A 12488-nucleotide genomic window follows, 5' to 3' on the forward strand; every position below is an offset into this window, starting at 1 on the left:
GAAGATGCTCTAGGACGCCTCTGCCGCCTCGACCCCCAGCCTGAAGGCCTGCCGGTTCAGCTCCTCGGTCCCCTTCGGCACGCGCGCGAGGACCGCGGCCAGACGTCACTACACGTTTCGCTTCGCCCGTGAAGACATCTGGGTGCACCAGTCTTCACCCAAGTACTTGAAGTACTGGCCATACCCACGCCGACCCTCTGTCTCCTGAACGTGAGCGATGAGCTTTCGAATTCTCTTCCACAACTTCGCGATTTCCTCGCCGTGCCACGCAAAGAACTCGTCTTCTATGGGAAACAGGCCGGACTTCACGAAGAACCCTACCCGATCGTATGTGACTGCCAGTCTTCGCACGTTGTTAAGTTCTTCAACCGTCACCTGTTGGACTTCGAACTCCCCATCCTCCGGCAGATTGGCGGTTAAGATCCACCGTCTCGCCTCTCGCACGTTCTCATCGCTGATTTGTCTTAACACTTCGGTGAACGCTTGGAGTTTAGTGGTCTTCGTAGCCTCAGTTGTATCGATCTGAGCCTGGGTCAGATGCTTGCTTGCCACAATCCCCTCAAGACTCAGCACCAGTACCAGAAGGAACTCCGCCGGACTACCGAGTCGGCAAGCCGCCGGATCCTTCACAACCCACACGAGTCCGGCGAACGACATTGCAGCGAGCACCCACAGCAAGCCTCTCAGGCTTGCGCTGCCCGAGACTCTCGTAGTGTAGGCACGACCTATCACCCTATTCATTTTTGCCACGCTGACTCCGGGGTCTTTCGGACGCTCGTTATCCGAAAGCTGATGCGTCGTCGCCAAGAATCTCGTAGGGCAGACCAAGCTGGTGTGCCGTCGACGCCATTTCCTCGAGTATTGCGACGCGGAGGCGGTCGGACTCGGCGCTGTAGCGATACTCCAAGGCACTGAGGTGTCGCTTCGGCAGGTTAAGCGTCACCATGGTTTGTTTCGGAATCAGAGACAACGTAGAACGTCGATTCGATGGCACTCGACTGAACTCCAACGAGTACTTGGGGAGAAGCTGTTGCTCAAGTTTCTGCAAGAGGGTCTCGCGAAAGTCATTCTTCAAGACGCGGAGCAACCCCTTGTCAAGGGCGTCAGAGTACTTGCGGACACGTTGGTTAAGGATATTGACCTGCAGCGCTCCGTTCTCTGCGTAAATGAGACACGGACGTTCGCGGATACGGCGATTCTTCGAAAGGCTGGAATCGAGTCTGTACTCGCGCATGAACTCGACGTTCTGCTCGTAGGAAGAGCCAGTAATAACGATGATGAACGGGCGGCCTTCCAACCCCATGCGTGCAAACAGGAGTCTGAGTCGCCGCTTCTCAGCCTGGCGCCAACTCCAAACGAGCACGCCGTCACGATCGGCGAACACGTACTGAATGCCACTTTCCTCGCATTGCGCGTAGAACTCCGCGAATCCCGCAAGGACGCTTTTCTCGGAAATGAAGGCGCGCTTGATCGTCGAAAGGACGCGTTTGACGCTCGACTGCGCGTTGGCAGGAGCTCCCGCCAAGCCAAGCCGGGGGATGCTCAGCAGCGGAATGTCGTTTGAACTGTCACCGATCGCGGCGATTCGGCCCAGGGGGATTCTGTTATTCAACGCAAAAGCTTGAAGCGCCGTGGCCTTGGTGATCAACGCTGCGTCGACGGCGTCTGTTCCAGCCGAAAAGTAAAGGCGATCGAACGTCATGAAGCAGCTTAGCACGCGAAGCTAGGACGCTTGAGCGGGCGATAGGACGCTTTCATCGACAGATCGTGATTCCGAATGTCGGCCGTGGATCCAACCGACGCGACGTATTCGCAGAGAGCGTCGGCGTTGTGAGCTGTGTCGATGAAGCTGGCTCGCGCCCGAATGGATCGATGCGGCCGAGAGGAGGTACAGGATTGCCGGAACGTTTTCCGGCGCGAGACCTACCGCTACCAACACCTCAAGACCGATTACTCATTCCAAGAGTCAAGTATCCCCCCTCGGGAATGCACCCCGCCGCTGCGCGATCAACCGGCCTTTGCTTCCGCCTGCCTCGACCCCCAGCCTGAAGGCCTGCCGGTTCAGCTCCTCGGTCCCCTTCGGCACGCGCGCGAGGACCGCGGCTTCCGCCGCCTCCACGCTCACGACGTTCGAGAGGCTCACGATCGCGCCGAGCGCCACGATGTTGGCGACGACCGGCCGGCCGAGCTTCTCGCGCGCGATCGCCTGGAAGGGGATCCGCACGGTGCGGCGCGTCTCCCCCGGGGGGAGCGCGACGTGGTCGGCCTCGATCACGAGGAGGCCGCCGGGCTTGACGTCGCCGTGGTAGGTGTCGAGTGAGTCCTGCGTGAAGGCGAGGAAGAGATCGAGGGAGTCGGCCTTCAGGTCGTCGATCTCGCCGTCGGCGATGATGACGTCGGACTTGCTCGCGCCGCCGCGCGCCTCGGGGCCGTAGCTCTGGCTCTGGACCGCGTTGCGCCCCTCCTCGACCGCGGCCGCCTCGGCGAGGATCTTCCCCGCGAGGATGAGCCCCTGCCCCCCCTCGCCGCTGAGGCGGATCTCGATGCGCGCCGGACGGCCGCTCACGCCGTCACCGGCTCACGAAGCCTCTCGACCAGCTTCGCGTACTCGCCGCAGAACTCGGGGCGATCGATGTCGACGAAGACGCCGGTCGTGATCGCCTCGCGCCGCTCTTCCTCCGGCAGCGTCGCCGCCCTCTCCTTCGACGTCGAGTGGATCCGCAGATACTCGACCATCTCGACGGCGTCGGCCTGGTGGTTCCTCCGGCCGAAAGCGGTCGGGCACGGGGTCATCGCCTCGACAAGCGAGAACCCCTTCTTGCGGAGGGCGCGCTCGATCAGCTTGTCGAGGACGAAGGGCTTCGCGACCGTCTCGCGCGCGACGAAGGTCGCGCCGGCCGCCGCCGCGAGCGCGGCGATGTCGAAGCTCGGCTCGATCATGCCGAACGGCGCCGTCGAGGCGCGGCGGCCCGCCGGCGTCGCCGGGGAGGCCTGCCCCCCCGTCATGCCGTAGATCCAGTTGTTGTAGAGGATGACGGTGAGGTCGATGTTCCGGCGCGCGGCGTGGATGAAGTGGTTGCCGCCGATGGCGGTCGCGTCGCCGTCGCCCGTCACCACGATCACTTGGAGATCGGGGCGCGCCATCTTCACGCCGGTCGCGAAGGTGAGCGCCCGGCCGTGCGTCGTGTGCAGCGTGTTGACGTCGACGTAACCGGGGGTGCGGCTCGAGCATCCGATCCCGGAGACCATGCAGACCTGGCCGGGCGTCCACCCCATCCGCCCCACCGCCCTCAGGATCGCCTTGAGGACGATCCCGTCGCCGCATCCCGGGCACCAGATGTGCGGGAGCTTGTCGAGACGGAGCCAGTCGTCGTAGCCGCTCATGCCGCCGCCCGGATCTCCGCGAGGATCTGGGAGGGGCGGATCGCGAGGCCGTCGACGCGCGCGAACGGGACGACCGGGCACGCGCCGCGGAGGGCCCACTCGACCTCGTGCGCCATCTGGCCGAGGTTCATCTCGGGAACGACGACCGCTTTCGCCCTCGCGCCCGCGGCGCGCACCGCCGCCTCGGGGAACGGCCACAGCGTCCGCGGCCTGAGGAGGCCGGCCGCGATCCCCTCCGCGCGCGCCTCGCGCACCGCCTGCCGCGCCGCGCGAGAGACGCACCCGTAGGCGAAGACCACGACCTCGGCGTCGTCGAGGCTCTCGCGGACGACGTCGGTGATTTCTGCGGCGCGCCGATCGATCTTCGCGGCGAGCCGCCGGTTGAGGGCGTCGATCTCGCGCGGGTCGTTCGTGGGGAATCCCGTTTCGTCATGCGCGAGGCCGGTCACGTGGAACCGGTAGCCGTCCACCCCGTACGCCGCCATCGGCGGCACGCCGTCGGGCGTGTGGCGGTACGGGAGGAAGCGATCGGGCGGCGCGTCGGGCCCCGCGCGCGTGACGACGTCGATCCGCGGAGGCAGGGCGACCTTCTCGGTGACGTGCGCGATGATCTCGTCGAGGAGAAGGATGACCGGCGTGCGGCATGCCTCCGACAGGTTGAAGGCGCGCACCGTCAGATCGTACGTCTCCGCGACGGAGTTCGGCGCGAGGACGATCGCGGGGTGATCTCCGTGCGTCCCCCAGCGCGCCTGCATCACGTCTCCCTGCGCGGGCATCGTTGGAAGACCGGTGCTCGGGCCGCCGCGCTGCACGTTCACGACGACGCACGGAATCTCGGCCATGCACGCGAAGCCGATGTTCTCCTGTTTCAGAGAGAAGCCGGGGCCGCTCGTCGCGGTCATCGTCTTGCGCCCCGCGAGAGACGCGCCGATGATCGCGCCCATCGCCGCGATCTCGTCCTCCATCTGCAGGAAGACGCCGCCGCGGCGCGGGAGCCTCTCGGCGAGCACCTCGGCGATCTCGGACGAGGGGGTGATCGGGTAGCCGGCGAAAAAGGTGAGTCCCGCCGCGAGGGCGCCGTCCGCGCAGGCCTCGTTCCCCGTCATCATCCGGGCGCGGGGACCGGGCGCCCCGCTCACGGCGCGGCCTCGCGTGACGGCGCGGCGGCGGGCGCCTCGTCCCTCACGTCGAGCGCGAAGTCGGGGCAGGCGGCCTCGCAGAGGAGGCATCGGGTGCACCGCTCCGCGTGCACGACGCGGGGGAGCGCCCCTTCCATCACGAGGACTTCCCTGTTGCAGAAATCCACACAGAGGCCGCACCCCTTGCACCACGAGACTTTGATGTCGATGCGTGGCGGAGGCTTCTTCTTCGACGCGGCGGTTTCACTCAACTCCGTCCCCGTGTTCCCCCGGGGCGCGCGGTTCGGTGCGCAACGCCGGGTCGTTTGGCGCACGGGGGCGGGGCCTCGCGTGGAACGCTCCGCGCCCGAAACGCTCGTGTCGTCTCTGCCTCCGCGTGTTTGCACGAACCACGCCAGACGCCGCGGGGCGTGGCCTCGTGCTTGCAGGAGGTCCTTGATGCCCGCGATGGAATCGGAGCCGGCCCTGGCGGCGGCTCGGGAAGGCTCCGGGGAGTCATGCCATGGCCGTCGTCCTGCGGCATCCCCGCTCGCTCCTCCGCGAGCACCGGTCGCTCCACCACACGCTCAACCGCCTCGACGCGCTGCTCAACCATCCCCCCGACGGAGAGCGCCGGACGGAGTGGCTGGCCGATCTCTCCTCCCGGCTGAAGGAGCTGCGCCCGGGCCTGGCGGAGCACTTCGGCGCCGAGGAGGAGTCGGGGCTGTTCGAGGAGATCGAGACCCAGTCGCCGGCGATGACCCCGGCGTCCCGGCGCCTCCTCGCGGAGCACGGCGCGCTGCTGCGTTCGATCGACGATCTCGTCGACACGATCCCCGCAGTGCCGCCGTACGACATCCCGTTCCATTCGCTGCGGGCGCGTGCCCGGGCCTTCACGAAGGAGCTCGCCGAGCACGAGAGCCGCGAGAACGAGATCCTGATGCGCGCGCTCGACGACGATTCCGGCGCGCTCGACTGACGGCCCGGGTGCTATCCTTCCGCCCCGATTCGCAGCACGCCTGAATTCCCCATCGCGGAGACGCCCATGCTGACGAAGCTCGTCCCCCTGCTGCTCGTCCTCTTCATCTTCGGATTCGCCTCCACCCCCGCGTCCGCGCGCAGCAAGATCTTCCCGTTCCCCTACACGGTCGACGATCTCGAAAACGGCCTCCGGCTCGTCGTCGTGCCGCTCGGAAACCCGAACGTCGTCGCCCACTACATCGTCGTGCGGACGGGCAGCCGCAACGAGGTCGAGCCGGGCAAGTCGGGGTTCGCCCATTTCTTCGAGCACATGATGTTCCGCGGCACCGACCGGTTCTCGGCCGACGCCTACGACGCCCTGATGAAGGCGATCGGCGCCGAGTCGAACGCCTTCACGAACGACGACTACACCTGCTATCACACGCTCTTCGTGAAGGACGATCTCGAGAAGGTCGTCGAGATCGAGGCCGACCGCTTCCAGGCGCTCAAGTACCCCGAGCCGGCCTTCCGCACCGAGGCCAAGGCGGTCCTCGGCGAGTACAACAAGAACTCCGCGAACCCGATCAGCCAGCTCTTCGAGAAGCTCCAGGAGACGGCGTTCGACAGGCACACGTACAAGCACACGACGATGGGGTTCCTCAAGGACATCGAGGCGATGCCCGAGCAGTTCGACTACTCACGCCAGTTCTTCGATCGCTTCTACCGCCCCGAGAACACGGTGATCGTGATCGCCGGCGACGTGCAGCGCGACGCGGTCCTCGCCATGGTGAAGAAGCACTGGGGATCGTGGAAGCGCGGCGGCTTCCGGCAGGAGATCCCGGTCGAGCCCGAGCAGGCGGCGGCGAGGCAGGCCTCGGTCGACTGGCCCACGCCGACCCTCCCCTGGGTGGCGGTGGCGTACAAGGGCCCCGCGTACTCGGACACGGCGAAGGACATGCCGTCGATGGATCTCATCAGCTCCGTCGCCTTCTCGTCGTCTTCCCCCCTCTATCAGAAGCTCGTGATCCACGAGCAGAAGGTGGACGCCCTGTCGCCCTTCTTCGGCAACTCGCGCGACCCGGGGCTCCTCGTCGTCTTCGCGCGCGTGAAGGACGCGAAGGACGTCGAGTACGTGAAGGGCGAGATCCTGAGGACCTTCGAGGAGACGAAGGGGAAGCCGGTCGGCGCCGATCGCCTCGCCGCGGTGAAGTCGAACCAAAAGTACTCGTTCGCGCTCCGGATGGACAACACCGAATCGGTCGCGTCGATCCTCTCGGACTTCCTCCAGCTCGACCCGGATCCCGAGACGGTCAACCGGCTGTACGCGACGTACGACTCGATCACGCCCGAGGACCTCACGGCGATGGCGAAGAAGTACTTCGCCGAGAACCGCCGGACCATCGTGACGCTGGCCCACAGGGCCGACGCGGCGGGGAACTGATCATGCGGGCGCAGAGCGCCGGCCGCCTCGCCACGACCTTCGTCCTCGTCGCCATCATCGCCGCCGGCTCGGCCGCCACGGGCCGGGCCGCGGGAGGGTTCAAGACCGTGCTCAAGCAGACCAAAGACCCGCTCGTCTCGTTCCGAATCCTCTTCAACGTCGGCGCCGCGGCCGACCCCGCGGGGAAGGAAGGGCTCGCCGCGATGACGGCCTCGATGGTGAGCGACGCCGGCAGCCGCGCAATGAAGTACGAGGAGATCGTCCAGGCCTTCTACCCGATGGCCACCGGCTTCGGCGGGCACGTCGACAAGGAGATGACGGTCTTCATGGGGACGACGCACGTCGACACCCTCGACGGGTACTACGGGCTCATCTCGGCGATGCTGCTCGACCCGGGCTTCCGCGACGAGGACTTCAAGCGCGTCAAGGACGACACGCTGAATTACATCAAGGTCTCGCTCCGCGAGAACAACGAGGAGGAGCTGGGCAAGGAGCGCCTCTACACCGAGATTTACGCGGGCCATCCGTACGGCCACCTCACGGCCGGGACGCTTTCGGCGATCGAGAAGCTCACGATCGACGACGTGAAGGCCTTCTACCGCCAGAACTACACGCGGGCGAACCTCGTGCTCGCGATGTCGGGAGGCTACAGCGACGCTTTCCTCGATCGCGTGAAGAAGGACATGCTGAAGCTCCCCGAGGGGCCGGCCTCGAGCGTCGCGATCACGGCGCCGAAGGCCGTGGAGGGGCGCCGGCTCACCATCCTCAAGAAGGAGACACGGGCCACCGCGATCTCCATCGGCTTCCCGATCCGCGTGACGCGCGCGGATCGCGACTGGATCGCCCTCGACGTCGCCCGCTCGTGGCTCGGCCAGCACCGGAACTCGAGCGCGTGGCTCTTCCAGCGCATCCGTGAGATCCGCGGCCTGAACTACGGCGACTACGCCTACACCGAGTACTTCCCGCGCGGCATGTTCCAGTTCATGCCCGACCCGAACCTCTTCCGCCGACAGCAGATCTTCCAGCTCTGGATCCGCCCGGTCGAGCCGGCGAACTCCCACTTCGCGCTCCGCATCGCGATGTACGAGCTGCAGCGCCTCATCGACAGGGGGCTCACCCAGGACCAGTTCGAGGAGACGCGCAAGTTCCTGAGGAAGAACGCGGCGCTCGTCGCGAAGACGCAGAGCGAGATCCAGGGGTACGCCCTCGACGCGGCGGCGTACGGCTACGACGACTACGTGTCGTTCGTCCGGAAGGGGCTCGACGCCCTGACGCTCGCCGACGTGAACGCGGCCATCCGGAAGCACCTCACCGCCGACAACCTCCGCATCGTGATGATCGCGAAGGACGCCGAGGGGCTGAGGGACGCCATCGTGAGCGACACGCCGTCCCCGATGAAGTACGGCGAGGGGGCGACGAAGCCCCAGGAGATCCTCGACGAGGACAAGGTCATCTCGGTCCTCCCCCTCCGCATCCCGGCGGCGAACGTGACCATCGTGCCGATCGACGAGGTCTTCGCGAAGTAGCGCATGCGGCCCTGGGGCCGCGTCAGGCGAACTGGTGAAGCCCCAGGACGTCCCACCACGTCGTGTTCTTCTCGATGTGGCGGAAGACTTCGACGAGCAGAGGGTTGGCGGTCGTCGGAGCGAGGATGACCTGGCCGAGCATCTGCGCCTGATTGTCGATGATCCTCTCGCGGGATCGGCGGGCCTCATCGGATCCCGCGTCGACCAGCGCCACCCCCTCGGCCCAGGCGTGCTCGCGGGCCGCCTCGAAACTGAACGACGTGATCTCCTCCTCGAGCGGCCCGAGGAGCTTGTCGAAGATCGCGAGGCCGGGCGCGTAGATCTTCTCGATCCTGTCCCGCACGGGGCGCGTGGTCTTCTCCAACGCTTCGTTGATCGCGGTGTGATCCGCGTGACGCGTCGCCCGATCCGGATCGATGGTGACCTCCCGCAGCGCCACGGGGAGGTCGTGATTCACGTGCGCGTTGATGCCGAGCACGAGATCCTGGAGGACCAGCGCGCGGCCCTGAGACGAAGCCCGAAACGAGATCCTCCACGACTTCGGGACTGTCGCGAGATCACCTCTCTCGAACGTGAACAACGCGCGGCGGTAGAGGTTCGCGAAGGCGACCGCATAGCGCTCGACCCACCCCCCGTCCTGAAAAGCCTTCGACGCGAGACGCCGCCGGATGTCCCGGGAGATCAGGACGTAGGCCGTGACAAAGACCGCCCGGCGATCCCTGGCCGTGCGGAGGGTCTCCTCGATCACGGTCAGATCCCGGACGACATCCTCGATCGACTTGTACTCTCGGGAGAGCAACGCAAGATCGAGCTTCATCGGTGATTCACTCCGCGAAAGAGTCGCGTTGGCGCGATTCACGACGTCTTGAAGGCCTCCGGCGCATCGATGTCGGCATCGGCGAGGTCTATCTCCAATGTCGCGCCCTCGTCGGTCGCCGCACCCACCGTGAAGGCTCCGTAGGAAACCAGTTCGAGTCGTGCCACCCCGTTGCGCGCTTCCACGACCTGGACGTCGGGATCAAAGGTGGGGTGAAGGTGGAAGGTGACCGACCCGGTCAGCGGATGATTTGCCGGATCTGTCGACCGCACTTCGAGTGGAATCCGGTAGTAGTCATTGTCGTACCTGAGCGACCGGATCCGGCCGACGCCGATCACCCGGTTCCTGCTCGCGCGCTTCCCCCCCCATCGTCCCTTCTGCGGGTCGTCTGCGTTGGCCGGCGCGGCCGCCCGCGCCTCCGGCGTGGGAGGCGGAGCGTCAATCGCGACGGGAGAGACCTCCTCCAGAATCGACACCCTCCGCGATGTTTCCTTTCCGAGCTGAACGAATCTGATGAAGTCCTCGGCGCTTCCGAAGTCCACGGGCCCGAAGATCTTGTCCTGGTGCTTCACGACGAGCCAGACGAATACCGTGAAGACGAACGTGGGGAAGACGATCAGGAACCAGACGAGCGGAACCCTGACGCTCTCACAGTCGAGTGCCGCGCCGCCGAATCCCAGAACGAGTCCGGCGACGCCGTAGATGAGGACGATGAAGAGCCCGATGATCCCGAGCGGACTTCTCGAAAGACGCACCGCGGCCCTGGCGACGTCACCGACCCTAGAGGATTCCGAGGCTGCCATTCAGATCTCCGCATTCCGGAAGCGCTCGAAACCGCCGCTCCGGAGCCCCTCGGCCGCGTCTCCGTTTCGGCGGCATGGGCTCCTGAAGAATCCACGGGAGCGTTGGCGACGATATAGATCAATGACAGGAATCGACGCCACCGCCCGGAACGCTATCACGCATAGAATTAATACGCAATATATATGTGAGATGGTTCGCCGGCCGGCGGCTCCCTACTCCTTCGGCGGCCGCGGCGCCGCGGGGAGGTACTGGTTGGGCCACTTCACGCCGACGTACTTCTGTTGCGCGGCCGCATGAAGCGTGAAGTACGGGTCGACGAGGTGCGGCCTCGCGAGCACGCAGAGATCGGCGTGGCCCGACACCAGGATCGTGTTGATCTGGTCCCAGCTCTGCACGTTGCCGACGGTCATCGTCGGGATCCCGACCTCGTTGCGGATCTGATCGCTGAAGCGCACCTGGAACATCGACCCGAACGCCGGGATCGACTCGGGGGTCGTGAACCCCGACGACACGTCGATGACGTCGCAGCCGTGGGACTTGAGCATCTTCGCGGCCTCGACCGCCTGATCGGGATCAAAGCCTCCGTCGATCCAGTCGGTCGCCGAAAGCCGAACAGACATCGGCTTCGCCGCCGGCCATGCGGCGCGCACCGCGTCGAAGACCTCGAGGGGGAAGCGCATCCGGTTCTCGAGCGAGCCGCCGTACGCGTCCTTCCGGCGATTGGTCAGCGGCGACAGGAACGACGCGAGCAGGTACCCGTGGGCGAAGTGAAGCTCGAGCATGTCGAAGCCCGCCCCCTCCGCCCAGCCCGCGGCGCGGACGAAGTCGGCGACGACCTTCTTCATGTCGGCGCGGTCCATCTCCCTCGGGACCTGGTTGCGGGGTGCCCACGGGATCGGAGACGGCGCGAGGATCGGCCAGTTCGACGAGTCGAGCGGCTCGTCGTCCCCCTCCCACGGGACCTTCGTCGACCCCTTCCGCCCCGCGTGCGCGAGTTGCATGGCGATCCGCGCGGTGGAGTTTCCGTGGACGAACCCGACGATGCGGCGCCACGCGGCCGCGTGTTCGGCCCTGTACATCCCCGCGCACCCCGGGGTGATGCGCCCCTCGGGCGACACGTCGGTCATCTCCGTGATCACCAGGCCGGCGCCGCCCACGGCGCGGCTCCCCAGGTGCACGAGGTGCCAGTCGGAGGGCTGACCGTCGACTGCGGAGTACATGCACATCGGCGAGACGACGACGCGGTTCGGGATCTCGAGCGACCGGAGCCTGAGAGGGGTGAACATCGGCGGAGGGGGCGGCTCGACGCCGGCGCGGCCGCTCCGGTCCGCGAACCAGCGATCGACGGCGAGGACGTAGCCGGCGTCCCGGAGCTTGAGGTTGTTGTGCGTCACCTTCCGTGAACGCGTGAGGAGCCCGGCCACGAAGGGCTCGGGCTCGAAACCGGCATAGCGGCGGATGTTCTCGAACCAGCGCTGGCTCACCTCGGCGGCGCGCTGCTTCTTGAGGACGTCCACCCATCGATCGGACTCGTACCGCGCGAGCCCCTCCTCGACGCTCCCGCCCGAGGCGAGCGCGCGGGCGAGGGCGATCGAATCCTCCATGGCGAGCTTCGTCCCCGAGCCGATCGAGAAGTGGGCGGTGTGCGCCGCGTCGCCGATGAGCACGGTGTTCCCGTGCCGCCACGTCGCGCACTTCACGCGCCGGAACTTCATCCAGGCCGACTTGTTGCTCAGAAGCCCCTTCCCCTGGAGCTCGGGGGCGAAGAGCCTCTCGCAGTAATCGACGCTCTCGGCCTCGGTGGCGGTGTCGAGGCCGGCGCGCCGCCAAGTCGCCTCGTCGGTCTCGACGATGAAGGTGCTCATCTCGGCGTCGAAGGGGTAGGCGTGCACCTGGAAGAGGCCGTGCGGGCTCTCGCGGATGATGAACGTGAAAGCGTCGAAGACGCGCCGCGTCGCGAGCCAGATGTAGGGGGACCGCCCCGTCTCGACGTCGGGCTTGAAGGTCGCCTCGTGGAGCGTGCGCACGCGGCTGTTCACGCCGTCGGCGGCGACGATCAGGTCGGCGTCCTCGAGTGCCGCCGGATCGGCGATCTCGACTCCGAAGCGGAGCGCGACGCCGATCTGCCGGCAGCGCGCCTCCAGGATGTCGAGGAGCCTCACGCGCTTGAGACCGCAGAAGGCGTGTCCGCCCGATCGGATCACGCGCCCCTTGAAGTGCGTGTCGATGGACTGCCACCGCGCGAAGCTCTCCGTGATGGCGGCGTACGTCTCGGCGTCGGCCGTCTGGAAGTTCTCGAGCGTCTCGTCCGAGAAGACGACCCCCCACCCCCACGTCACCCCCTCGGGGTTCTTCTCGTGGACGGTGATCTCGGACGCGGGGCGCGCCTTCTTCATGAGCAAGGCGAAGTACAGCCCCGCGGGCCCGCCGCCGATGAC

General features: G+C 66.4%; 12 protein-coding genes. 3 read left to right on the forward strand and 9 right to left on the reverse strand.

The genetic code is table 11. The features are described from left to right. Window positions 1-108: 108 nt before the first annotated feature. The 6 genes from HY049_08295 to HY049_08320 all read right to left on the reverse strand — a co-directional run bounded on the left by HY049_08295 (window position 109) and on the right by HY049_08320 (window position 4732). A complete protein-coding gene (locus HY049_08295) occupies window positions 109-807 on the reverse strand; it encodes a hypothetical protein (GenBank protein MBI3448897.1) in 699 nt (232 codons plus the stop codon). Next, entirely contained in the window at window positions 779-1702 is a 924-nt protein-coding gene (locus tag HY049_08300) for an HAD hydrolase family protein (protein MBI3448898.1), read from the reverse strand. Before HY049_08300 ends, HY049_08295 begins: the two co-directional genes overlap by 29 nt. Before the next feature lie 264 nt (window positions 1703-1966). Continuing rightward, on the reverse strand, window positions 1967-2539 hold the full coding sequence (locus tag HY049_08305; GenBank protein MBI3448899.1) for a 2-oxoacid:acceptor oxidoreductase family protein: 573 nt from the start codon (window positions 2537-2539) through the stop codon (window positions 1967-1969). Between the two features lie 23 nt (window positions 2540-2562). Beyond that, a complete protein-coding gene (locus HY049_08310; GenBank protein MBI3448900.1) occupies window positions 2563-3384 on the reverse strand; it encodes a 2-oxoacid:ferredoxin oxidoreductase subunit beta in 822 nt (273 codons plus the stop codon). Beyond that, complete coding sequence (locus HY049_08315; protein MBI3448901.1) at window positions 3381-4493, reverse strand: 2-oxoacid:acceptor oxidoreductase subunit alpha; 1113 nt, start codon at window positions 4491-4493, stop codon at window positions 3381-3383. The genes HY049_08310 and HY049_08315 overlap by 4 nt, the downstream gene beginning before the upstream one ends. Before the next feature lie 26 nt (window positions 4494-4519). Next, on the reverse strand, window positions 4520-4732 hold the full coding sequence (locus tag HY049_08320) for a 4Fe-4S binding protein (GenBank protein ID MBI3448902.1): 213 nt from the start codon (window positions 4730-4732) through the stop codon (window positions 4520-4522). A 293-nt stretch (window positions 4733-5025) separates the two neighbouring features. Here HY049_08320 and HY049_08325 point away from each other — a divergent pair, with 293 nt between their 5' ends. From HY049_08325 to HY049_08335, 3 genes are all read left to right on the forward strand, one after another. Continuing rightward, complete coding sequence (locus HY049_08325) at window positions 5026-5481, forward strand: hemerythrin domain-containing protein (GenBank protein MBI3448903.1); 456 nt, start codon at window positions 5026-5028, stop codon at window positions 5479-5481. A gap of 66 nt (window positions 5482-5547) precedes the next feature. Continuing rightward, window positions 5548-6903 carry an insulinase family protein gene (locus HY049_08330; protein ID MBI3448904.1) on the forward strand — a complete coding sequence of 452 codons (1356 nt, stop codon included), beginning with the start codon at window positions 5548-5550 and terminating at the stop codon, window positions 6901-6903. Window positions 6904-6905: 2 nt separating this feature from the next. Then, a complete protein-coding gene (locus HY049_08335; GenBank protein MBI3448905.1) occupies window positions 6906-8429 on the forward strand; it encodes an insulinase family protein in 1524 nt (507 codons plus the stop codon). Window positions 8430-8451: 22 nt separating this feature from the next. Here the strand turns inward: HY049_08335 and HY049_08340 are convergent, their stop codons facing one another. The 3 genes from HY049_08340 to HY049_08350 all read right to left on the reverse strand — a co-directional run bounded on the left by HY049_08340 (window position 8452) and on the right by HY049_08350 (window position 12485). Then, a complete protein-coding gene (locus tag HY049_08340) occupies window positions 8452-9246 on the reverse strand; it encodes a hypothetical protein (protein ID MBI3448906.1) in 795 nt (264 codons plus the stop codon). A gap of 38 nt (window positions 9247-9284) precedes the next feature. Next, window positions 9285-10049 carry a hypothetical protein gene (locus tag HY049_08345; protein MBI3448907.1) on the reverse strand — a complete coding sequence of 255 codons (765 nt, stop codon included), beginning with the start codon at window positions 10047-10049 and terminating at the stop codon, window positions 9285-9287. Between the two features lie 213 nt (window positions 10050-10262). After that, window positions 10263-12485, reverse strand: a complete 2223-nt coding sequence (locus HY049_08350; protein ID MBI3448908.1) for a bifunctional salicylyl-CoA 5-hydroxylase/oxidoreductase — start codon at window positions 12483-12485, stop codon at window positions 10263-10265. Between the last annotated feature and the right edge of the window lie 3 nt (window positions 12486-12488).

Source organism: Acidobacteriota bacterium (genome assembly GCA_016195325.1).
Taxonomy (GTDB): domain Bacteria; phylum Acidobacteriota; class Polarisedimenticolia; order JACPZX01; family JACPZX01; genus JACPZX01.